Annotated in this window: 18 protein-coding genes; 5 read left to right on the plus strand and 13 right to left on the minus strand. The window is 74.1% G+C overall.

Annotated features, from left to right (window positions below):
* Window positions 1-5: 5 nt before the first annotated feature.
* From E1300_RS17695 to rocD, 4 genes are all read right to left on the minus strand, one after another.
* Window positions 6-1619 carry a DHA2 family efflux MFS transporter permease subunit gene (locus tag E1300_RS17695; protein WP_131758116.1) on the minus strand — a complete coding sequence of 538 codons (1614 nt, stop codon included), beginning with the start codon at window positions 1617-1619 and terminating at the stop codon, window positions 6-8.
* Window positions 1616-2260: a PadR family transcriptional regulator gene (locus tag E1300_RS17700; RefSeq protein ID WP_165502886.1), complete on the minus strand. Its 645-nt coding sequence runs from the start codon at window positions 2258-2260 to the stop codon at window positions 1616-1618. Before E1300_RS17700 ends, E1300_RS17695 begins: the two co-directional genes overlap by 4 nt.
* A 162-nt stretch (window positions 2261-2422) precedes the next feature.
* Complete coding sequence (locus tag E1300_RS17705; protein ID WP_131758118.1) at window positions 2423-3448, minus strand: LCP family protein; 1026 nt, start codon at window positions 3446-3448, stop codon at window positions 2423-2425.
* Window positions 3449-3583: 135 nt separating this feature from the next.
* A complete protein-coding gene (gene rocD, locus E1300_RS17710; protein ID WP_165502887.1) occupies window positions 3584-4750 on the minus strand; it encodes an ornithine--oxo-acid transaminase in 1167 nt (388 codons plus the stop codon).
* Between the two features lie 207 nt (window positions 4751-4957).
* Here rocD and E1300_RS17715 point away from each other — a divergent pair, with 207 nt between their 5' ends.
* On the plus strand, window positions 4958-5413 hold the full coding sequence (locus E1300_RS17715) for an Lrp/AsnC family transcriptional regulator (RefSeq protein ID WP_131758120.1): 456 nt from the start codon (window positions 4958-4960) through the stop codon (window positions 5411-5413).
* Between the two features lie 36 nt (window positions 5414-5449).
* On the opposite strand, the gene E1300_RS17720 is transcribed toward E1300_RS17715, so the two are convergent.
* On the minus strand, window positions 5450-6598 hold the full coding sequence (locus E1300_RS17720) for a protein kinase family protein (protein WP_131758121.1): 1149 nt from the start codon (window positions 6596-6598) through the stop codon (window positions 5450-5452).
* A 129-nt stretch (window positions 6599-6727) separates the two neighbouring features.
* Here E1300_RS17720 and rraA point away from each other — a divergent pair, with 129 nt between their 5' ends.
* From rraA to E1300_RS17735, 3 genes are all read left to right on the plus strand, one after another.
* A complete protein-coding gene (gene rraA, locus E1300_RS17725; protein WP_131758122.1) occupies window positions 6728-7207 on the plus strand; it encodes a ribonuclease E activity regulator RraA in 480 nt (159 codons plus the stop codon).
* A 181-nt stretch (window positions 7208-7388) separates the two neighbouring features.
* On the plus strand, window positions 7389-9458 hold the full coding sequence (locus E1300_RS17730; RefSeq protein ID WP_131758123.1) for a M6 family metalloprotease domain-containing protein: 2070 nt from the start codon (window positions 7389-7391) through the stop codon (window positions 9456-9458).
* A 103-nt stretch (window positions 9459-9561) separates the two neighbouring features.
* Window positions 9562-10875 carry a hypothetical protein gene (locus tag E1300_RS17735; RefSeq protein WP_131758124.1) on the plus strand — a complete coding sequence of 438 codons (1314 nt, stop codon included), beginning with the start codon at window positions 9562-9564 and terminating at the stop codon, window positions 10873-10875.
* Window positions 10876-10896: 21 nt separating this feature from the next.
* Here E1300_RS17735 and E1300_RS17740 read toward each other — a convergent pair whose 3' ends face one another.
* From E1300_RS17740 to E1300_RS17765, 6 genes are all read right to left on the minus strand, one after another.
* Complete coding sequence (locus tag E1300_RS17740; protein WP_131758125.1) at window positions 10897-12075, minus strand: Cmx/CmrA family chloramphenicol efflux MFS transporter; 1179 nt, start codon at window positions 12073-12075, stop codon at window positions 10897-10899.
* 83 nt (window positions 12076-12158) lie between these two features.
* Window positions 12159-12731 (minus strand): TetR/AcrR family transcriptional regulator, encoded by a 573-nt coding sequence (locus E1300_RS17745; protein WP_131758126.1) that lies wholly within the window; start codon window positions 12729-12731, stop codon window positions 12159-12161.
* Between the two features lie 39 nt (window positions 12732-12770).
* Window positions 12771-17231: an SAV_2336 N-terminal domain-related protein gene (locus E1300_RS17750; RefSeq protein WP_131758127.1), complete on the minus strand. Its 4461-nt coding sequence runs from the start codon at window positions 17229-17231 to the stop codon at window positions 12771-12773.
* The gene (locus E1300_RS17755) at window positions 17228-18229 is read right to left on the minus strand and encodes an AAA family ATPase (RefSeq protein WP_131758128.1); all 1002 of its coding nucleotides are present in this window, start codon (window positions 18227-18229) and stop codon (window positions 17228-17230) included. The genes E1300_RS17750 and E1300_RS17755 overlap by 4 nt, the downstream gene beginning before the upstream one ends.
* Window positions 18230-19912, minus strand: a complete 1683-nt coding sequence (locus tag E1300_RS17760) for a VMAP-C domain-containing protein (RefSeq protein WP_131758129.1) — start codon at window positions 19910-19912, stop codon at window positions 18230-18232.
* Between the two features lie 7 nt (window positions 19913-19919).
* Window positions 19920-20258, minus strand: a complete 339-nt coding sequence (locus E1300_RS17765) for a CU044_2847 family protein (protein WP_242619211.1) — start codon at window positions 20256-20258, stop codon at window positions 19920-19922.
* Between the two features lie 108 nt (window positions 20259-20366).
* Between E1300_RS17765 and E1300_RS17770 the strand changes: the two genes are divergently transcribed.
* The gene (locus E1300_RS17770; RefSeq protein ID WP_131758130.1) at window positions 20367-20699 is read left to right on the plus strand and encodes an MmcQ/YjbR family DNA-binding protein; all 333 of its coding nucleotides are present in this window, start codon (window positions 20367-20369) and stop codon (window positions 20697-20699) included.
* A gap of 50 nt (window positions 20700-20749) precedes the next feature.
* Here E1300_RS17770 and E1300_RS17775 read toward each other — a convergent pair whose 3' ends face one another.
* Together E1300_RS17775 and E1300_RS50100 are read right to left on the minus strand one after the other, a co-directional pair.
* Window positions 20750-22228, minus strand: coding sequence for a hypothetical protein (locus E1300_RS17775; protein ID WP_131758131.1), 1479 nt, complete (start codon window positions 22226-22228; stop codon window positions 20750-20752).
* Window positions 22229-22479: 251 nt separating this feature from the next.
* On the minus strand, window positions 22480-23320 hold an 841-nt coding region (locus tag E1300_RS50100; RefSeq protein WP_207399806.1), incomplete at its 5' end, for a hypothetical protein.

Here is a 23320-nt window from a genome sequence, read left to right on the forward strand (position 1 = left end):
CGTCCCTAGGAGAGGTCGGCGGTCTCGGCCGGGGCCTCGGCCGGCGCCGCCGGGGAGCGGTAGCCCTTCACACCGAGGCACGCGGCGGCGGCGAGCAGCATGACGACGATCGGCAGGGCCATGGTCGGCTTGAGCGCGTGCACGAAGCCGTGCGAGAACACCTGCCCCGCGAGCTCCTGGACGCGGTGCGCCACGGACGGCGAGGTGCCCGGCGGGAGCTTCTGCTGGGCGCCGGTCTGCCCGGCGCCGACCTCCAGGCCGCCCTTGGCGGCGGCGGCGAAGCCGTCCACGAACCCGCCCCGCGCCTGCGGCGGCAGGGCCCCGGCGCGGGCGGCCGCCTCGTCCTTGAGGGAGACCGCGAGCCGGTTCTGCAGGACGGCGCCGACCGCGGCGCTGCCGAGCACCGAGCCGACCTGCCGGATGGTGTTGTTGACGCCCGAGGCCGCGCCCGCGAGGGCCGGCGGAACGTTCCGGGTCGCCTCGGTCGCCATCGGGGCGAACACGCCGCCGATGCCGATCCCGGCCACGATGAACGCGGGGATGAACGTGGGCCAGCTCGTCCCGACGTCGGCGAGGGCGACGATCCACAGCATGCCGAGGGCGTAGAGGGTGAGCCCGCCCATGAGGATGAACTTGCCGCCGACGCGGTCCGACAGCTTGCCCGCCACCGGCGCCAGGAACATCGACATCAGCGAGGACGGCGCGATGACGAGCCCGGCCTTCAGCGCGCTGTAGCCCAGCACGGACTGCATGTAGATCGTCAGCGGCAGGAACATCCCGATCATGCCGATCGACACGGCCGCGCCGACGAAGTTGAGGATCGTGAAGTTGCGGTCCCGGAACAGCGAGAACGGGACGAGCGGCTCGCGGTCCTGCTGGCCGCGCTGGTGCACGACGAAGACGGCGAACAGCGCCGCGGACGCCGCGATCAGGCCCCAGATGCCCTCGTTCCAGTCGTACTTCTGGCCCTCGGTCAGCGCGAACACCAGGCAGAACAGGGCGGCGGACGCCAGCAGCACCCCGAGGACGTCGAAGCGGTGCCTCACGGTGCGGGTGTGGCCCGGCAGGATCGGCACGGCCATGGCGAGCACGAGGATCCCGATCGGCAGGTTCACGAAGAAGATCCACCGCCAGTCGAGGCTGGTGACCAGCAGGCCGCCGACGGTCGGGCCCGCGATGGTCGACACCCCGGCCACCGCGCCCCACACGCCGAGCGCGGCGCCGCGCCGCTCCGGCGGGAACACGTTGATGATGATCGACATCGTCTGCGGCATCAGCAGCGCCGCGCCGAGGCCCTGCACGGCCCGGGCGGCGATCAGCTGGGTGGGGTCCTGCGCGATCCCGCACGCCAGGCTCGCCAGCGTGAACACCGCCACCCCGGCGATGAACAGGTTCTTCTTGCCCCACAGGTCGCCGAGCCGGCCCGCGGTGATCAGCAGCACGGCCAGCACCAGCACGTAGGCGTTGACCACCCAGAGCACCTCGTCGAGCGAGGCCTCCAGCTTGTCGAGCATGCTCGGGATCGCGATGTTCACGATCGTCAGGTCGAGCAGCGTCATGAAGAAACCGAGCGAGAGTGTCAGCAGGATCGCCCAGGGGTTACCGCGCCATCTGCTCATGAGTGCCCCTTCTCATCGTCGTGTGCGTCGTCGGACCGGGGGTGCCCCTGCGGCGCGCAGCGCCTGCTCGCGCGCTCGTCGTCCCGCCAGGTGAGCCGCCCGGACTCCAGGTCGTCGGCCAGGCCCCGGGCGAAGTCGAGCTCGCAGCGGGCGCGGGCGAGCGTCCATTCGTGGTCGAGCAGCTTCCACCGCTCGATGGGACGCTTGCGCAGCGTGTCGTACATCGTCTGGTGCGCCGCGACCTCCGCCTCCAGCGCGATGACCCGCCACCGAAGCCGCGTGGCGACCTCGGCCTCCGGCAGGAGGTTGACGAACGCCAGCCCGGTGCCGAAGAGCGGGAACTCCTCGGCGGGCTTGGCGAGCAGCTCGCCCAGCCGCATCTCGGCCGCGTCCCGTCCGGCGCTCGTGACCGCGTAGACGGTCCGCTCGGGCCGGCGGCCCTCCCGGCTCGTCTCCAGCGGCTCGATCAGGCCGGCCGCCGCGAGCCGCTCCACCGAGTGGTAGAGCGACCCGTGCGTGATCTTCACGGCCACGTCGTAGGCGTGGTCGCGGATGCGCTGCTGCATCTCGTACGGGTGCATCGGCCCGTCGCACAGCATGCGCAGGACGGTCAGCGCGAGCGGCGTGAGGGGTCGGGACATGGCGGCCCTTTGGTCGACGTCGATTAGTCCACATAGACTAATCCACCCAGACGACCATTGTCGACGGAAATCCGTGGTCTCCGACATGTCCGGATCGGTGGCATGTGGCTCACCGGCATGCCGGCTAGGGCCCGGCGAGGGTTAGCGGACGGTCTCGACCGGTCAGCGGACGGTCTCGACCGCGTTGGCGGCGCCGTTGCGGGTCACGTAGTCGCCGATCCGGTCCTGCCTGACGGCCGTGAAGAGCTGCCGCGCCCGCGCGTCGTCCAGCAGGACGACGCTCTGCCCGCCGCGCTCCGCGGTCCCCGCGACGGGCGCCGTGAGGTACTCCATCAGCGAGACGTGCGCGACCCGCGCCGCCAGGGCGCGCAGCGTCGCGGACGACACCGAGTCGTCCACGGTGACCGACCGGGTCGCGGCGCGGATGAACCGGTCCATCCGCAGGGGGTTGCGGGTGTCCATCGCCTTGGCGGCCAGCGCGTGCAGGAACGCCTGCTGGCGCTTGATCCGGTCGAGATCGCCGCCCGGCAGGTTCCACCGCTGCCGGACGAAGTCGAGCGCCTCGACGCCGTCCAGGTGCTGGCGCCCGGCGGGCCACGTGCGGTCGTGCATGGGGTCGTGGGTGCGCTTGGTCACGGTCACGTCCACGCCGCCGAGCGCGTCGGTCATCTTGACGAAGCCGGTGAAGTCGAGGGACGCGTAGTGGTCGACGCGCAGGCCGCTCAGCTGCTCCACCGACCGGATCAGCAGGGACGGACCGCCGTACGCGAACGCGGAGTTGATCTTCGTGGTGCCGTGCCCGGGAACGGGCACCCAGCCGTCCCGGGGGATCGCGATCACCGAGACCCGGTCGCCGCGCCCGGACAGGTGGACGAGCATGATCGTGTCCGCCCGGGCGCCCATCGACGGCTGGTCGGCACGCCGGTCGGAGCCGATCAGCAGCCAGTTCTCGCCGTCTCCGGCGGCGGGCCGGGAGCGGTCGGTCGGCAGCGCGCCCGAGATCCGCCTGATCTGCCCGTCGTAGGCGCGCTGCAGCCAGTAGGCGCCGCCGCCGAGCAGGGTCACGAGGCCCAGCGCCAGCACGCCGCAGCCGATCAGTACCCGCCGCCTGCTCCCGCTCTCCAGCATGCGGGACAGCCTGCCCGCGGGCACCGTGCGGGCGGCGGCGCCGGGCAGGCCTTCGGGCAAGTCTTTGACGGAACTGGGGCCCGCCGTGATGGGCTCGCCCGGCGGCCGTGCCGGGACGCCCGGCGGGTCGCCGGGAGGGGGCCGCCGATCGCCGTTGACCGGCGGCCGCCCGGCTCGCGCGGGCCCGGCTCCCGGTCAGCCCTTGAGGGCGGCTTCGAGCTGGTCCAGCGCCCAGTCCAGGTCCGCCGGACTGATCACCAGCGGCGGGGCCAGCCGGAGCGTGGTCTCGTGCGTCTCCTTCGCGAGCACGCCGCGCTCCATCAGCCGCTCGCTGACCGGGCGGGCCCGCCCCGCCAGCTCGATGCCCGCCCACAGGCCGCGCCCGCGCACCTCGCGGACCTCGCCGCCGAGCAGCCCGCCGAGGCGCTCGTGCATGTGCGCGCCGAGCGTCCGGGACCGCTCCTGGAACTCGCCGGTCCGCAGCATCGCGACGACCTCGCGGCCGATCGCGCAGGCGAGCGGGTTCCCGCCGAACGTCGAGCCGTGCTGCCCCGGCCTGAACACGCCGAGCACGTCGCGGTCCGCGACCACCGCCGAGACCGGCACGATGCCGCCGCCGAGGGCCTTGCCGAGGACGTAGACGTCCGGGACGACGCCCTCGTGCTCGACGGCGAACGTGGTGCCGGTGCGCCCGAGCCCCGACTGGACCTCGTCCGCGATCATCAGGGCGCCGTTGGCCGTGCACAGCTCGCGGACCGCGCGCAGGAACCCGCTCGGCGGGACGTTCACGCCGGCCTCGCCCTGGATCGGCTCGACCAGCACGCCCACGGTGGAGGCGTCGATGGCGGCCTTCAGCGCGTCCACGTCCCCGTAGGGCACGGTCCGGAAGCCCGGCGTGTAGGGCCCGTAGGAGTCCTTCGCGTCCGGGTCGGTGGAGAAGCTGATGATCGTGGTGGTGCGGCCGTGGAAGTTGCCCTCGAACGTGATGATGTTCGCCTGCTCCGCCGGCACGCCCTTGACCTCGTAGCCCCACTTGCGGGCGGTCTTCAGCGCGGACTCGACGGCCTCGGCGCCGCTGTTCATCGGCAGGACCATGTCCTTGCCGCACAGCTCCGCCAGCTCGGTCACGAACGGCCCGAACTGGTCGTGGTCGAAGGCCCGGCTCACCAGCGTGACCCGGTCGAGCTGCCGCCGGGCGGCCGCGGTGAGCCGCGGGTTGCGGTGCCCGAAGTTGACCGCCGAGTAGGCGGCCAGCATGTCCAGGTAGCGGCGCCCCTCGACGTCGGTCAGCCACACCCCTTCGGCGTCGGCGACCACGATCGGCAGCGGATGGTAGTTGCGCGCGCTGTGCTCCTCGGACATCGCTCGCAGCTGGTCGGTCGGCGTCACGACGCTCCTTCGGGGCTCGGCCCGGCCTGGTGGGCCGGGGCAACGCGGGGACACCGGACGGGGGGCCGGTGCCGAGGGGGGAGAACCGGCCGGTGCGGGTGGCCGCCGGTCCCGTGCACAGCGTATGTTCGGCATCAACCGACGACCAATGACGAAAACCGACTTGGGGGGTGTTATTTGTTGCGTCTTGACGAGCTTGACCGTCGAATCGTTGCGCGGCTCCTGGAGGACGGCCGCGCCTCGTACGCACAGATCGGGGACCGGGTCGGGCTGTCCGCCCCGGCGGTGAAGCGGCGCGTCGACCGGCTCCGGGCGGACGGCGTCATCAACGGCTTCGCCGCGGTCGTGGACCCGGCCGCGCTCGGCTGGACGACCGAGGCGTTCATCGAGATCTTCTGCACCGGCGCGACGTCCCCGGAGGAGATCTACTCCAGCGTCCGCGGCCATCCCGAGGTCGTCGCGGCGTACACGATCAGCGGCGACGCGAGCGCGCTCGTGCACGTCCGGGCGCGCGACATCCAGCACCTGGAGCAGGCCCTGGAGCGGCTGCGGCGCGAGGACAACATCACCGCCACGAAGACCGCGATCGTGCTGTCCCGGCTGATCGGCCGCCCGACCGACGCCCCGGCCGGCTGACCGGCGCCCGGCCGGCCGGCGTCCGGCCGGAACCGGTCAGGAGAGCAGGAGCAGGAACACCGCGAAGGCCACGATCGCGAGGCCGGCGACGCCGAGCGCGGCCACCAGGGCGGCGCCGCCCGCCGGAGGCGCGGACGGCCCTCCCGCCGGAGCCGCCCCGCGAAGGACCTGGGGCGCCGTCCCGTGCCGCGAGGCGAATGCGTGCCGCCCGGGTGGTGGCGGAGGTCCGGCGGGCGGCAGGAGGACGGGCCGCTGCCGCGCCGCCGCGCGCTCACCGGACGCCGGGACCAGGTCGGGCGCCGTTACCGGCGCCGCCTTCGACGCGGCGTTCCCCGGCGGCTCGGCGGCCTCCGAGGGAGTCGCCTTGTCCGCCGCCGGGTCGTCGCCGCGCGCGGGCGGTTCGGCCAGGTAGGCGGGCAGAAGCGCGGCGATGTCGGGCGGGAGCCAGCCCTCGGCGGGAGGCTCCTCCTCCAGTGCGGCGATGACGGCGCTCGGCTCCGGACGCTCGCCGGGATCGTCGGCGAGGCAGCGCTCGACGAGCCCGCGCAGCTCGTCCGGGCACCCGGGCGGCTCCGGCTCCCCGGCGGGTGACGGCTCGGGGAAGTCCTCGCGGCCGGTCGCGGCGAACAGCGCCACGCGGCCGAGGCGGAGCACGTCCCCGGCGCGGGACGCGGGCGGCTCCTCGCCGGGCTGTCCGAGGGCGGAGACGCGCGGCCCGTCCTCCGTCAGGAAGACGCGCGAGGGCGAGAGGTCGCCGAGGGCATGGTCCGCTTCGTGGACGGCCTGAAGGGCGCGGGCCAGCGCGCCGACCAGCGCCCGGACGGCCGCGACCGGCAGCGGGCCCGTCTCGGTGATCGCGTCCTCCAGCGAGGGGCCGGGCGCGTACTCGGCCGCGGCCCAGGCGCCGGACTCGTCGGCGTGCCCGTCCACCACGGCGGCGAGGAACGGGCTCCGCGCGCGCTGGGCCGCCGCGATCCGCGCTTTCAGGCCGCGCCGCAGGGCCGGGTCGTCCGCGTACCGGGCGGGGAAGCGGGTGATCGCGAGCCGCCGCCCGCTCTGCGTCGTCGCGAGGTACGTCCGGCCGGAGCCGCCGAGCCGGGCCAGCACCCGGTAGCCGCCGATCAGCGCGGGATCGCCCGGTTCCAGCGGCGCGGGCGCCGGGGTGCGCGAGGCGGGGGACTGCATGGCGGCCTCCTGGGGGGGGACAGGCCGGTGTGCGGCGTGCCTGATCTTGGTCGAGCCTAACGTCCCCGGCCGCCCGGCACGACGGGCCGACGCGCCACCTCTGGGTTACCGCCCAGTAGGCTGCCGGGCATGGATTTCGCGACCGCTGACCTCATCGACGACTTCGGAGACGAGCTGCGGAGCTGCGAGACGCAGTTCCGGCAGTACGGGGCCCGCACCGCGTTCGCGGGCCCGGTCGCGACGGTGCGCTGCCTCCGCGACAACGGGCTCGTGAAGCGGCTGCTCAACAGCCCCGGCGACGGGCGCGTCCTGGTCGTGGACGGCGGCGGCTCGCTGGCGTCCGCGCTGATGGGCGACCTCATCGCGGCGGCGGCGGTCGAGAACGGCTGGGGCGGGGTCGTCATCAACGGCGTGGTCCGGGACGTGGCGACGCTGCGGACGCTCGACCTCGGCGCCAAGGCGCTCGGCTCCAACCCGCGCAAGAGCGCCAAGGACGCCGCGGGCGAGGTGGACGTCCCGGTGACCTTCGGCGGCGTCGAGTTCCGTCCGGGCGACTGGCTCTACAGCGACGAGGACGGCATCGTCGTGGCGGAGCGCGCCCTCCTCTGACCGGAGCCGGACGGCGTCCGGGGCGGGCGCGCGGGCACGGCGCGTCCGGCGCGTCCGGGGTGGTCGGGATCGGTCTCTGGCGTCACCTGCCAACACGATCCGTACAAGTCGTCTAAGTCGCCTATTGATCCGCTATGTCCCCTGTCCTTACGTTCTCGGCAACGACTGAGACAGGGGAGACATGCGCGCCACTCGGCTTCTCCCGGTGCCCGCGGCGGTGACGCTGCTGCTCGCCGGACTCGCCGCCGCCCCGGCCACCGCGCAGGCGAGACCTTCGATCCCGGATCCCACCCCCAACCCGTGGCAGATGCGGCACTGGCCGCGGACGCAGCCGTGGCAGCGGACCCAGGACGCCCGCCGCTACCCCGCGGGAGCCCCGCGTCCGATCGACCCCCAGAACTACGAGCTGCCCGACACGATGACCTGGGACGACTACAAGCCCGTCCCCGGGACCTCGTGGGCCGACCCGGCGCGGAAGGGGTCGGTCAAGAACTTCAAGGGCGCCGTCGTCCTCGTGGACTACGACAACCAGCCGTTCGTGGTGACGCAGCCGAAGAACTCGACCATCTTCGGCAACCCCACCGTGGTCGGCGACGTCCCGCGCGGCCAGGTCGCGAAGTTCTACCAGGACTTCCTGAACAGGCCGCAGGCCCTCAACCACGGGCACACCCTCCACGAGTACTGGATGGAGGACTCCGGCGGGCGGTACGGCGTGGACCTGACGGGGTTCGGCGCGTACCGGATGCCCGCCAAGGACCACGAGTACGGCGTCGACGGCTTCCAGGGCGGGACCGGCTGCCCCGCGGGCGACACGTGCAGGCGCGACATCCGCGCCGACGCGCGCGCCGCGTGGATCGCCGACGTCGGCGAGGAGACCGCCAAGCAGTTCGACTTCGTCTTCTTCCTCAGCGCCGGCCAGGACGAGTCGTCCACCTGGCAGGAGTTCGGGCAGATGAAGTTCACCACCAAGGAGGACGTGCCCCCGGAGTGGGGCTCCGGCGACCCGGCCCTCCCCAACTGGGTGAAGACGCGGTACGTCGAGTGGACGTCCTGGCAGGCGGGCTCGACGATCTGGCCCAACGCCGTCCCGGGCAGCTCCACCCAGGCGGAGAGCTCCGGCATGGCGGTCTTCGCCCACGAGTTCAGCCACATCCTGGGCATCGGCGACAACTACAACAACCCGTACGGCATCCCGCCGCGCCGCGCCTACACGGGGCCGTGGGAGATGCTGAGCCGCGGCAGCTTCAACGGGCCCGGCGGCCCGCACACCCGGTGGACGATCCCCGCCACGAGCGGCGCGTCCATGGGCGCGCAGCACACGCTCCGCAACAAGCTGAAGCTCGGCATCGTCGACCCGGCCAAGGTGCTCCAGCTCAACCGCGACACCCTCCCAACGGACGGGACGGTCGTCGCCACCGTGACCGCGCGCTCCGTCGAGCCGGGCAAGCACGACCTCGCCGGCATCAACCTGAAGCTCGGCGCGGGCGGCGACAAGAGCCCCGCCTGCGACCCGTCCGCGGACCCGCTGTGCGACGGCGACGCGGCGCACAAGTACGACAACTACACGCTGGAGGTCGTCGACCGGATGGGCTTCGACTCGTTCACGCCCGACTCCGGCGTCCTGCTGGCGAAGACGAAGAACGAGGACGACGCCCCGTTCATCTGGATCAAGGACGCGAACCCGCAGGACATCGACAAGGTCGACTTCGTCCGCCCGGACGGGACGCCGCAGAAGATGACCATCGGTGACTACCGGCAGCTCTCGGACGCGCTCTACCACGCGGGCACCGACTCCGGCAGCGAGTACGAGTACACCGACGTGGAGAACCGCCTGCACTTCTACATCCTGAACGTGAAGCGCGACCGCAGGGGCGTGCTGTCCTACACCGTCGCGATCCGCTCGCTGGACGGCGCGGGCCCGCAGCGCCGCGGCGTCAGGCTCGGCTCGGGCATCGCGCGGCCGGCCGGGTCCGGCTGGGCGAAGTGCACGGTCGACCTGCGGAACACGGGCAGGGGCGGGTCCGGCTACCACGGCTCCGACGTGTTCCGGCTCAAGGCCGCCGTCTCCGGGCGCGGCTGGACGGCCTGGCTGCCGAACGCGCTGGCGACCGCGCCCGCGCAGGGCCGCACGAAGGTGGACGTCTGGGCGAAGGCCGCGCCGGGTGCCCGGCACGGCGCGAGGCTCCAGGTGACCGCGGCCTCGGAGAGCGACCCGTCCAAGACCGCCGCCGGGACGTGCCTGCTGCCCTGATCCCGGCAGCCGGCGGGGCGGTCTCCGGAGACCGCCCCGCCGGACGCGGTTGAACGTCCGCGACTTGGATATGTTGCACTCTGTGATGATCATGCGTCATGGTGTGAGCGACCGGGTCCTCCGTCCGGACGTCGCGATCCTCGCGGCCGCCCTCCCGCCGATCGTCCTGGCGGCGGTCTTGGCGGCGGGCGCGTCCGGCGCCGAGAAGCCCGCCCGCCAGGATCCGGCGGACACCCGCGCCGTCACCATCCGAACCGTCGCCGCTCGCACCGTGACCGCCGGGACCGTGACCGCGCCCACCGCCCCCGCCGGCCCGCGCCTCGCCGACTTCGACCTGCGCCGCGGCACCGGCTTCGCCGCGCCGATCCGCATGCTCGACCGGAGGCTCGCCCGCTCCGATGTGAGCGCGGTGCTCGAATCGTCCGGGCAGAGCAGGATCGCCCACGGCTGCGCCCGGGCGGCGGGCGTCCCGTCCGACTCGCTGGTGCTCTGCTGGGACCGCGAGGACTCCACGACCAGAGCGTGGGTCCCGCAGGGCGTGTCGAGCGTCTCCGACGCCACGGCGGACGAGGAGTGGGGCGGCACGGCGCTGCTGGTCTCCTGGTACGCGCGCAGAGGCATCCGGGTCTCGTTCGTGAACCCGTCCCGGGGCACGTACCGGCACGTCCTGCTCGTCCAGCCGGTGATACGGGGCGGCCTGGCGACCTACGAGGACATCGGTGTCCACGCGGGCGGCATCGCGTGGTTCGGGAACAGGCTGTACGTCGCGGACACGCGCGCCGGCCTCCGCGAGTTCGACATGTCGCACATCTACGACCTGGCGCGGAGCCGGGCCGGGTCCGCCGCGGGCGGCCAGGTCGGCCTGTACGGCGGGAAGTACCACGCGCGCGGCTACCGCTACGTCATGCCGCAGACGGGGAACTGGCACTACACCAGCGGCCTCGCGCCGGTGGACCGGTGCCGCGGCACCGGCCCGCTCCGCACGTCCTGGGTCTCGATCGACCGCACCGGAGGGCGGCGGCCCGTCCTCGCCGCCGGGGAGTACTGCGGCGCCAAGCGCCCCCTGGGCCGCGTGGTCACCTGGCCCCTGCGGGAGGGGTGGGGCCTGGGCGGCTCCGGGTCCCTGGCCCGCGCGAGCTGGGCCGCGACCCTTCCGGACGACAAGATCCAGGGCGGCGTCCGGACGAACGGGTACTGGTGGTTCTCCCGCAACCGCGACAGCGGCTCGCGCTCGCGGCGCGGGCAGCTGCTGCTGACCTACCGCACCCGGGCGGGCTGGGCCGACGTCCTGCACCGCGCCGCGTCCTACGGGCCGGAGGACCTGTCCTGCTTCCGCGGCCAGAACCGCATCTGGACGGTCTCCGAGCACGCCGGCAAGCGCGCCCTGTGGGGCACGCCCGCCGAACCCTGCGCCTGAGGCCGGCGCCGCCCTCCGATCTCAGACGTTGACCACCGGGCGATCCGCCTCCGCCGCCCGGCCGGTCCGGACCTGGCCGAGCGCCACCGTCCCGATCGCGGCGGCGCCGAGCCCCGCGCCGATCCACGCCGTGGACGGGTAGCCGAGTCCCGCGCCGATCGCCAGCCCGCCGAGCCACGGCGCGACGGTGATGCCGACGTTGAAGGCGGACACGTTCGTCGCGGCGGCCAGCGTCGGCGCGTCGCCCGCCAGCGCGAACACCCGGGCGTTGAGGGCCGGGTTGGTCACGAACCCGAACGCGCCCAGCAGGAACACGAGCGCGATCGCCGGCACCGGCGAGCCCGCGGTCAGCGCCAGCAGCACCGACACGGCGACGACCCCCGCGTTCCCGGCGTACAGCGTCCGCGCCGGGTGCCCGTCGGACGTGCGTCCGCCGACGGCGATGCCGAGGAACGACCCGGCCCCGTACAGCGCCAGCACCGCGGGCACCCACCGCTCCGCGAGCCCGGTCGTGTCGGTGAGCATCGCCCCGAGGTAGCTGAAGGTCACCAGGACGGCCCCGACGGACAGGGCGGTCGTGCCGTACGCGGCCCACAGCCGGGGCGCGGCCATCGCGCGCAGCTCGTCCCGGACCCGGGAGACCGGCCCCGCCGGGCCGCCACCACGGATGGTCGCCGCGATCCCCACCATGGACAGCGCCGACAGCGCCGCGACCGTCCAGAAGGCCGCGCGCCACCCGAGATGCTGGCCGATCGCCGTCCCGGCCGGCAGCCCGACCACGCCCGCGATCGTCAGCCCGCCCGCGACGATCCCCATGGCCCTGGCGCGCGCGTCCGCGGGCACCCGGCCGACCGCCGCGACCGCCGCCACCGCCCAGAACCCGGCGTAGACGAACGCCGCGGCCACGCGCGTCGCGAACAGGACCCCGTACCCGGGGGTCAGCGCCCCCGCGACGTGCATGGCCACGAAGAGCGCGAGGAACACCAGCAGCGCCCGCCGGTGCGGCCAGCGCAGCGTCAGCACCGCGAGGACCGGCGCCCCGGCGAGCATCCCGATCGCGAACGCGGAGATGAGCAGCCCCGCGTCCGGGACGGACACGCCGAGGTCCGCGGCCATCTCCGGCAGCAGCCCCGCGAGCATCAGCTCCGAGGTCCCCTGCGCGAAGATCGCCAGCCCCAGCATGTAGACGGCGAGCGGCATGGATCGTCCCCTTCCAGTTTTAGACTGATCAGTTCAAAACTTGGCCGTGCGAGAGGGCGGCCCACCGGCCGCCCTCTCCGAGCTCAGATCGCGGTCATCGCGGTCTCCGCGATCGCGTCGAGCGTCTCCCGCCCGGCGCCGCCGCGCGCGGCGACCCGCATCCCGCTGATCGTCGCGATGACGAAGTGCGCCAGCGCCGTCGCGTCCTTGCCCGGGTCGATCTCACCCGCCCGCATCCCCGACTCGATCACCGCCCGCAGCGCCGCGACGCGCAGCTCTTCATCGCGCTTCAGCCGCGCGGCGATGTCCGGATCGCGCGGCGCCAGCTCCACCAGCGAGTTGACGACGAGGCACCCGGCCGGATCGCCGGCCTCGCCCTCCGCCGTCCGCTCCAGCATCGTCCGCAGCCGCTCCCGCGCGGGCAGGTCGGTCTCCAGCAGCGCGAAGGTCGCCGCGTTCTTGCCCGCCATGTACCGGTCGAGGGCCTTCTCGAACAGGTCGTGCTTGCTCCGGAACGTGTTGTAGATGCTGCTGCGCCCGAGCCCGGTCGCCTCGCACAGGTCCTGCGTCGAGGTCGCCTCGTACCCGGCCGTCCAGAACGCCCGCATCGCGGCGTCGACGGCCCGCTCCTCCTCGAACTTCCGCGGTCGCGCCATGGCCCGACCGTAACAGTTATGGACCGATCGATGCAAAACTCAGCGCCCGTCGCCTCCCGGAGCGGCGTGCGCGGTCTGGACGAGCTGCTGCGCGTCCCCCTGGACGAGCAGCGCGCGCCCGACCGGAAGCGGCTCGTCCGGAAGCCGGGCCGCGAACAGATCGGCCTCCTGCCCGTCGCAGACCCCCATGAACAGCGCGGCGGCCCCGAGGTCGTGCAGAGCGGTGACCACCGGGTCGGGCATCTCGCCGGGCAGCCGGGGACGGCGCACGACCAGCAGGCGGAGGTTGCCGTCGTGCAGCGCGCGCAGGTCCGGCACCAGCCTCTCCAGCGGATCGCCGTCGAGCGGCGGACCGCGGTCGATCGCGACGACGAGGCTCGCCGCGGGCAGGCGGGCCACGGCCTCAGCGAGGAGATCCGCGAACACGCCTGTGGACTCGGTGTACCGGACGCCGGGCGGAACGGGGGAGTCCAGCCCGAACTCGGTCGCCAGCCCGCGCAGCGACCCGCGCGGGTCGAACACGTACACCGCCGTGTCCGGGTCGGCCTGCTGCGCCATCCCGTTGAGGATCAGGTGGACGAGGTTCGTTCGCCCGACGCCGGGGGACCCGATGACCAACAGCGGCGGACCGATGTCGGGAGCCACCCGCACGGGTTCGTGTGAGCCGTTCGCGATACCGATCGGGATCCCTCGATCCGTGACCGCGGGCAACTCGTCGACATGAAGCTCGTCGGGCAGATCGGACCCGCGGCGGTCGCTCCGCCCGGGCGACAGGACGAGAGCCCGCGGGAACAGGCGGCGGAGTCTCGGATGGTCGCCGAGAAGCCGGTCCAGGCCCGGGCGCTCGCCGCTGAGGATGACCACGGTGTCGTCCGCGTGCTCCTCGAAGAGCTCGATGAGCGAGAACACCAGCGCCGATTCCCGCCTGCTCGGCCCCAGCCCTTCGATGTCCGATGCGATCCCGTCGGCGCCGTGCAGAAGGAGGATCCCGCCTCCCGCCGTACGGAGCGTCTCGCCGATCTCCGATGCGGCGGACCCGGCGCCGTGGCGCGCCACCATCGCGTGCCACGACAGCTCCGTCACATCGGGCCGCGGCAGGACGCCCAGCTCGGACAGCATCCGCCCGTAAAGCCGGGCCAAGCGCCTCATGTCCGACTCGATGGGGCCGTACAGGACCAGGTGCCGCGGCCCCGGCGACTGCCCGGTCCGGAACGCCTCGTGCTCCACCTTGATGAGCCCCCGGAGCGGCCTGGCGATCGTCCGCTTCTCCTTGCCCTGCTCAAGCTCCCACAACAGCCGGGTAAGGACGGCCGTGCCCTCGTCGTCCCACGCTTCCGCCGGTTCATCGGGCAGTTCGAAGGACGTGGGGGAGGCGTTCCTGATCCTCAGATGGGCGGCGCGGGCGGTGCGGGCGGTCGGGAAGTCCAGGCGCGGACGGCCCATGACGTCCTGTGTCACGGCGGGAGGCAGCGGGCTCGCGGCGATGCGCCAGCGGAGCATCGGCAGGAAGCGCGCCCAGATCGTGGTCCTCTCCGCGGTGGAGGAGGACAGCAGCAGATGGATGCCCATGGCCTCGCCGCGCTGCGCGAGCGCGAGAAGCGCTGTGCCGATCACGGGCCTGCTCGCCGGGAAGGTCAGCGACAGGTCCACCACCACGAGCAGGCGCCCGGACGGCGGTTCGGAGCGCCCGGCATGTTCCCGGGCGGCGAGTTCCTCCGCCACGACATCGAGGAAGCTCCGGAGCGACCCCGGGTCTCCAAGAAGTTCCTCGTAGGAGTGCCTTCGATGAGGGATATCGACATCCCGGCCGAGCGGGTGCTCGCCGAGGCCCGCGAACACGATCCCGAGTTCCGCGGGCGAGTAGGCGATGGTCAGTGCCCTCACGACGCTGCGGACAGCACGTTGCCGCGCTTCACCTTCGCCGACGATCAAGCCGTGCGGCACGTCCGCAGAAGGGTCGAGCGGATCGAGGTGGACGGGCCTGCCATCGCGGGTGGTCCCGATCACGACCTGGCGGGGAGCCGCTGCGGGGGCGGGCTGTGGCGGGGCAGGAGCCGGTGAGGTCGGCCAGGGGAGCTTGGTCGCGCGCAACCCGCGTTGCAGCATCGCCTGCACGAGCGGATCGCTGTCGTTGAGCGCTATATGAGCCGGTCGGAACCGGACCTCCCCGCCGGGCGGTTCCGCTCGCGCCGCAGCGAGGACGTATTCGCCGCCCGCCTCTCGGCCAGGGGTGCGGATCACCCAGGCCGCCAAGTCCAGAAGGGGCTGCGGGACGCTGGACTCGGGTGGGGAGCAGAAGATGAACCGGATGCCGACGTCCTCGTCGCTGGCGAGGTCGACGAGCGGGCGGAGCAGATCGGGCCTGGCGTCCAGCAGCGGGCCGGTGCCGTCGAGGACGATGATCAGAGCGGGCAGCGGGTCGAGCACGCGTCCCCGGGCGATCGCCGCTTGATACTCCGGCCAGATGCTGAAGCCGGCGTCCGCGAGCACCGACGCACGGCGCCGCTGCTCGGCCCGCAGCACGCGCGGCAGCTCGCCGAGGACGGACGAATCGGGGAACAGGCCGTGGACCGCAGCGGCGACGTGCGGCAGAGCGCCGAGCCCGACGAAGGACGCGCCGCCGGAGGAGTCGACGAACGCGAACGCGACCGTGTGCGGCGAGTGGCTCAGGGCGAGGCTCATGATGATCGTCCTCAGCACGCGGTCGCGGCTCTCGCGGGGACCGGTGATCGTCCCGTGCCCGGTGGGCGGGCCACCGCGCAGGATGTCCAGCCAGACCGGATCGCCCGACTCGTCCACTCCGACGATCGTGGGATGCGGGGGCCGGTACCAGTCCGGGCCGGTCAGCTCGTCCACCGGAGTATCGAGGAGGGCGAGCAGGTCGGGCGGTCCGGAGGGCGGCCGCGGTTCCAGCCGGTCCCTGCCGGCTTGGGAGGGGGCGAGGGTGGTGAGGGTTTCGGGGGTGACCAGGGCGAAGTGGTCGGTGTCGGCGGTCAGGCGGACGGGACCGCCGTCGGCGGGCAGGAGCGCGCGGAAGGTGTCGGCCATCGTCCCGGCGCGCCGCTCGATCTCGGTGGAGACCGCTTCGAGGACGTGGCGGGTGTGCTGGGCCTCGGGACGCGGGAGCGTGTCGAGGAGGGCCTCGCGGGCCCCGGGGACGAACGCGTAGCGGGCGCCGCCGTCCGGGCGCAGCAGGCCGCTGAGCAGGACCTCGGCGAGCTGGCCGGGGCCGGTTCCGTCGAGGACGCGGTGCTGGATGAGCCGCATGACCGGCAGGGACGGGACGGAGACGGCGACGTGCGCGGCGAGTTCGGCGGCGCCGGGGGAGGCGGTGGCGAGGAAGCGGCGGACGCGGTCGGCGACCGGGAGGTCCTGCTCGCGGGCGACCGGGGCCGTGCCGGGCGGGCGGGACGGCAGGGACGCGATCGCGGCCGGTTGCGGTCCCGCGCCGGCGACCAGGAGGGCCCAGGCGCCGAGCCAGCGCGGCGCGACCTCCAGCACGGGGACGGGGACGCCGTCGGGTGGGGCGCCGTCGTACGGGCTGAACAGGAGGTCGGTGTTCGGTGCGCCGGGGCGGGGAAGGGCGGCGCGGCCGGGCGCGGCGGGGGCCGCGGTGCGCCGCCAGAGGCGCTCGGCGAGGGGCTGGAGGATCGCGGTGGGCGCGGTCCGGGCCCAGCGGCGGACGGCGCGGGTCGCGCGCCCGTTCCACCAGTGCGGTCCGGAGCAGTCGCTGAGGACGAGGACCGCGTGCCGTCCGGACGCGGGCAGGAGGGCGCCGGGGTCCTCGGGCGGGGCGCCGGGCGTCGCGGCGACGCGGCCGGTGGTGTCGAGGTGGCTGACGTGCACGTCCTGGAAGGCGCCCTGGCGGAGGAGGGTCTCGGCGAGTTCGCGGGCGAGGGGGCGCCAGAGCCGCATGGTCGGGCCGGAGTCGACGACCAGGGAGAGCGTCAGCCAGCGTTCGGGCGCGGGGACGAGGACGGGCGTCCACACGCCAGTGTGGGCGATGCGGGCGGCGGTCGCCTCCTCGTCCAGCTCGCGTCGGCGCGAGGACGGAACGCGGCGCTTGAGCGGCCGGAGTGCGCGCTGCACGCCAAGGGGATCGGCCAACATGGGCGCCGTGGGGACGAGGATCTCCGCGGCCTCGCCGACCGGCTCCGTCCCGGTGGCGGGTTCTGCCGCAGGGGCCGCGGGACGCGGATGCAGCGCGGCACGCGGCTCCGCGACCTGCTCGGCGGGCGTGGGCGCGACAGCGGGCGGCTCGGGTCCTAGGTTCTCGCGGGCTCCGGCCGGGGCCTGAGGGGCATCTGGAGGAGCCGGTCCCGGAACCGGTTCCTCCGTGCTCGCGATGTGGCAGGCGAGCCAGAGCACCTCGCTGACGTCCCGGGCGTTCGGGGGCGCGTCCGGCGGCCCGATCGCGGTGAGGACGTCCCGCAGCCGGTCGATCGTCATCGCGGCCCGCCGTCCGCCGTCACCGTCCCGAACGTCGTCACGGGCGGTCACTCGTCGTCGTCGACGGGGCCGGACAGGTAGGGCATGACGCGGTCGGCGAGCTCGTGCCGGTCCGCCACACCGGTCTGGCCGCACAGGTAGACGGCGTTGAGGAGCTGGTCGGTGGCCAGCGTCCCGGCCGTGGAGCGCTCGAAGAAGCGGCGGACGAGGTCGTCGCTGCGGTCGGCGAGCGGCCCGAGGTGCTCCCGCACGATCGCCGCCAGCTCGGCCTCCCCGGACGGCTGCCTCAGCTCGACGGTGACGCAGCGGCGCAGGAACGCGGGCGGGAACTCGCGCTCGCCGTTGCTGGTCATCACGACGAGCGGGAACGCGTTGCAGCGGACCGTCCCGGCGGTGACCGCGACGCGCGCGCGGGGGCCGTCGGCGGTCATCACCTCGGCGGACGGGTCCGCGCGCCGGGACAGCTCGGGAATCTCGTACTCGCCCTTCTCGAAGACGGTGAGCAGGTCGTTGGGCAGGTCGATGTCGCTCTTGTCGATCTCGTCGACGAGCAGGACGCGCGGGCGGCGGTAGGGGAGCAGCGCGGTCCCGAGGGGGCCGAGCCGGATGAACCGGCCGATGTCCTCATCGGCGGGCGCGCCGCCATGCCCGGTCCCGGCCGCCGTGCCGTCGCGTCCGGCCGCGTAGAGGCGGGTCAGCGGGTCGTACTGGTAGAGGCCGTCGCGGAGGGTCGTCCGGCTGGTGATCGGCCAGTGCAGGACGGGCCCGAGCCCCAGCTCGTGCGCGACCGCGTAGGCGAGCGTGGACTTCCCGGTGCCGGGCGGACCCGTCACGAGCAGGGGGCGGCGCAGGTACAGCGCGGCGTTCACCTGCTGGACGGCGTCGTCCGACGGCCGGTACGTGGTGGCCTGGTGCGGGTTGCCCGAGTCGCCCGCCGGGGGCGGCAGGACGGGGCCGCCGTCGAAGGCCCGCCAGGGCGGCGGGGGCGGCAGGCGGTCGATGCCGTCGTGCGGGCGACGGCTCCCTGTGTAGAGCAGCCAGTCGGGCACCTATACCTCCATGCCGAGCGGGGGGTCGGGGAGCCGGGACGGGTCGTCCCACAGCAGCGTGAGGTTGCGTCCGCAGTGCGGCCGGTCCTTCGGCGCGGCGAGGGCCTTCCTGCGCAGGGCCATCGCGATGCGGGGGAGGTCGCCGGGAGGCGCGTCCGCCACGGCGCCGGCGAGGTCGCGCAGGTTGCCGCGGCAGTGGTCGTGCCCGGGGGCGTCGCACGCGGTCCGCGTCCACAGCATCACCGGGACGCCGTTGTTCAGCGCGGCGGTGAGCCAGCTCCGGACCGGCCGGGACCCGTAGACGAGCACGCAGTAGTCGTCGTTGGCCTCCAGCCAGTCCTGGAACGCGGTGCCCTTGCGCGGCGCGGCGCAGTCGACCGGGCGGGGCTCGCTGCGGCCCCGCTCGCGCAGCAGCCGCCAGCGCCGCCAGGCCTGGTCGTGCCGGATGGAGTAGGGCCGCAGCCGCTCCACGTCCCGGACGACGACCGGGTACCGGCGCATCGGGATCCGGTTGCGGCGGTCGACGTGCCACTCCTCGAACGGCCGGCCGAGCCACCCCTCCGGCACCGCGAACTCGATCATCCACTCGCCGCGGCGGCCGACGACGGCGTGCAGCGAGCGCTCCACGCCCTCCTCGACGGCCGCCCGGACGCGCCGCTCCGGGACGCGCTCGGTCCGCCGGGAGGGGCCTTCGGCGCCGTCGATCCAGGTGTGCACCGTGACGTCGAAGGCGTTGTCGAACGTCGCCCGCTCCAGCCGGACGATCACGGACGCGGGTTCGGCGCGCTCCGGCGCGCCCGCGGGCGCGGGCACGGCCGAGGCGAGGTGCCGCCGCGACCAGGCGGCGAGGCGAGGCCGCCGGTCCGCGGGCAGGTGCGGGCCGAGGGCGCCGAGGTAGCGGACGAGCCGGTCCTCGGGCCAGCCCTCCGCGACGTCGCGGACGGACTCCCACGCGGTGCGGGGCGCCTCCACGGGCGGGCGGCCCGTGACGGCGCCGAGGGCGGACCCGAGCGGGCCGGTGAACGCGACGCCGTCCAGCAGCTCCCGCAGCTCGCGCCGCGCCGGGCCGGTGAGCCAGCCGAGCGGCAGGAGGTCGTCCAGCTCCTCCCAGTACCGCCGGATGCGGGAGACGGGGAGCATCCAGCCGAACTCGGCGCGGTCGCCGTCGCGGAAGTCGGCGTTGGTGACCATGCCGACCACGGTGCCGGTCAGCTCGTCGTACACGGCGGACCCGCTGTAGCCCTCCTCCAGCCGGTAGCCGGGGACGGTCTTCAGCTCCCACCACTCCCGCCGCATCCGCTGGTGCGGGCTGGTCGTCAGCCGCGCGTACCGCTCGTCGTCGCGGGAGTGGCGCGGGAACCCGCAGGCGGTGAACTCGCGTCCGACGATGGCGCCGGCGTGCAGCTCCTCGGGCCCGGCGAGCCGCGCCGGCGTGTACGGGACGGGCTCCTTCAGTTCGAGGACGGCGACGTCCCCGTGGTCGCCCGCGCGGCGCCAGCCGCCGCACGGGATCACCCTCGCGGGCAGGTCCTCGCCGAGGCCCGGGAAGCCGACGCGCGCCTCGTCCATGCCGTGGACGGTGTGCGCGCAGGTCAGCAGCCGGGTCGCGTCGACGAGGAACGCGGCGCCGAGCGTGCCGCCGCCCGGACGCCCGACCCAGGCCCGCCACTGCCAGTCGTCCACGGTGCGGCTACTCCTCGTCCGCGGCCCCGGGCCCCTTCTCGCCCCAGGTCATCCTGACCTTGAGGTGGCCCTCGACGGAGGTCTTCGCGATCACGGCGCCGGCCGCGGCGTTGAGCTTGACGCCGAACTCCAGCTCCAGGGCGTCCGGGCGGACCGCGCCACCGCGCAGCGTCGCGAGCGCCGCCTCCGCCGCGTCCCGGACGTCGCGGAGGGCGTCCTCGAAGCGGGCCTGCGCCTCGTGGACGATCCCCCCGCCCCGGGACACCGAGGCGAATCCCGGCTCGCGGTCGTCGCTCTCGACGACCACGCTGCCGTTCGCGGTCTCCCAGCGCACCAGTTCGTTCACGTCGTCCCCTCATCGCCCGCCTGCCCGCCAATCTAACAAGATCAGCATTTTGCGGCATGCGGGACGCGGCGTACATTCCCGGGGACGGCCCGGCCACAGGAGGACACGATGATCACCGTGGAGCAGGTGCGGCGGCTCGCGCTGTCGCTGCCGCGCACGTCGGAGCACCTGATCAGGGACCGGGTGAAGTTCCGCGTCGGCTCCATCGTCTACGTGGCCTTCTCCCGGGACGAGACCGTGATGGGCTTCGCCTTCCCCAAGGAGGAGCGGGCCGCGCTCGTGGCGTCGGAGCCCGCGAAGTTCCACCTGCCGCGCGAGTCCGACCTGCGCTTCAACTGGGTGCACGCGTGGACGGCGGCGCTCGACGAGGACGAGATGCGCGAGCTCGTCGAGGAGGCGTGGCGCATGGTCGTCCCGAAGAAGGTCGCCGCCGGACGGTGATCTCGTCGCCGCCCCAGCCGTCCGCTCTCGTACTCGGATTGCGGGACCGCTCAGGCGCCCGCCGGCTGCACCTCGGCCTCGCGCTCGGCGGGCCCCGGCTCGACGGGCTCGGGGTCCGGCGCCGCGTCCGGGGTCCCGCGGCCCCAGCCCATCGCCGCGGCGAGGCACGCGAACGGCAGGGCGGGCAGCAGGTACCGGTAGTCGAAGTCCGCGGTGAGCGGCGGGACGGCCAGCAGCGCCGTCCCCGTCAGCCAGAACAGCCCGCTCCCGCGCCGCGCCCGCCGCGCCACGATCCCCGCGGCCCCGGCCAGCAGCACGACCCCGAGCATCGAGCCGCGCACGTTCACGACCGACTGGTAGCCCCGGATGAACCCGGCGAACGGGCTCACGACCCGGGTGCGCCCCGAGCCGTGCTCGTACTCCCGCACGACCGACAGCCGGTCGCCGCCGCCGATCACCGGCAGCGGCCGCTGCCGGTCGGGCCGGACGGGGAAGCGGTACTTCGCCTCCGTGCCGAGCACCGGATAGGGGTCCCGGTTCCACGAGAACGTCCGGACGAAGAAGTCGTAGGACACCACCCGCGCGTAGTCGAGCGGCTGGTTCCCGATCGCCCACAGCGCGAACTCCTGGGCCTTCTCGTTGGTCTCCGGATCGAACGGATGCCCGTTCTTCCAGCCGGTGGGGGAGTTGTCCTCCCAGATCTGGTGGGACGCGGCGGGCCGGTCGTCCGGCGCGCCGTACGGGCACAGCCGGACGAGCTCCTGCGGCGCCGCGTACCGGTCGCAGTCCGCGAACGCCGACGTCCGCCCCCAGAGGTAGATGCCGTCCGCGCCGGTCAGCGCCACGCGGCCGTAGTCGTGGTGGAACCACGCCGCGTAGCCGCCCAGCGGCAGGACGAACGCCGCCGCCAGCGCCGCGAGCGCCGGCCACCGCGTCCGCCGGACGAGCAGGTACAGCAGCGCGATCACGATCAGCGGGACCCCCACCGTCCGCGTGACCGCCGCCACACCGAGCAGCCCGCCCGCGGCGGCCGTCCGGCGGCACCCCGCCGACCCGGGCCGCGCCAGCAGCAGCACCGCGGTGAACACCAGCACCGTGAACAGCGTGTCCGACAGGAGCAGGTGCTCCAGCTCGATCTGGTAGCCGTCCAGCAGGATCGGCGCGAGGGCCAGCGCCGCCCAGTGCCGCCGCACCGCGAAGTCCCGCACGAGGGCCCGGTACCCGAGAACGGCCATCCCGACGATCGCCCCGTGCTGCAACGCGGTCACCAGGGCCAGGCTGTGGAACGGCTTCAGCAGCCACAGGAACAGCCCGTACCCCTCCGACCGCAGCGGGTGCGGGAACGGGTCGTTCGCGATCCGGAGGAAGTCGTAGCTGTCGTTGAACCACAGCGCCGGCGGGTACCCCAGCATCGCGACGACGCGCAGCAGCACGCCCGCGGCGACCAGCGCCGCGAACAGCCGGTTGCCCCTGATCGCGGCCCGCGCGGGCGCGACTCTCGGCCGTCGGCCCTTGGGAGGGGTTGGCAACACCGGGAACCTTCACTCGTGACGTACGGAGGCCCGCGGCCCCGGGCGGTGACCGCGACGCGGCCGGCTTCCCGTGCGGTCGCCGGCACATGCTGTTGTCGGCACTGGCGATGGCGCGGGGGGACCGGGGAGGGTGCGGGTCGCCTGTCCGGCCGGCGAGGATCCTGTGCGCTTGTCACTGCGTCCGCCCACGCAATGGCGGCGATCATAGCAGCGCCCGCCGCGTGCCCGGTCCCCGAACGCGGCGCGCCTCACCCGCCCAGAACCCGAATCCCCGGCAACGCCCCCTTGGTCACCGCCCCCGCCTGCTCGGATGTGACCGATGGACCGACGCCCGCCGTCCGGCCGAACCGCGGATTCATGATGGGAGCGACAAGGTAGTCGCCCGGCGGTAGGACGTTGCCGCCGGGAACGGTGAAGGTGCGCGTCTCGGTCCGCTTGCTGAGGTAGGCGCACTGGGCTTGGACGTAGGGCTCCGATTCCCCGGTCACCTCCTTGGTCGTCTTCACCACCACGGCGTTGTCGCCCTGCGGGACCTCCTTCTTCGCCGCCGGGGGGACCCGGTAGAGCGCCAGGACGGACTCCTTCTTGCCCAGCCCGGGCGGGTAGCCGGCCCCGAACCCGAAGCCGTACTCCTGCTCGACGTCCGGACGGTTCGCCTTCTCGCCGTAGCAGCGCCGCTGACCGCCAGGCAGGTAGCTGCCGCCCCACGGGGTCCGCGCGTGGAACCCGATGACCGCTCGCACGAGGGTCCCGCGCTTCGCCCGCGCCGGTGCGACCGCGAGGTCGAGGTCCATCGTGGGGGTCTCGGAAGCCGGCATGTTCGGCTGCCCCACGAGGATCCCGGGCCGCGTGAAATGCCCGTGGAGCGCGCCGTGGCTCTCCCCGCCGACGCCGGGCCCGGCCGGCCAGAGGAACCAGCCGGCGATGACGGCGGACGCGACGGCGCCCGCCCCGGCCGCGGCGCCCTTCGTGCCGCCGATCTTGGCCAGGACGCCCTTGGCGGTCGAGCCGCCCGTCCCGGCCGCGACGTCCGCCGCGACGGCGCCCTGGCCGTAGGCCAGCGAGCCCGCCGCTCCCGAGGCCGCCGCT

The sequence above is a fragment of the Actinomadura fibrosa genome, assembly GCF_900659615.1.
Taxonomy (GTDB): domain Bacteria; phylum Actinomycetota; class Actinomycetes; order Streptosporangiales; family Streptosporangiaceae; genus Spirillospora; species Spirillospora fibrosa.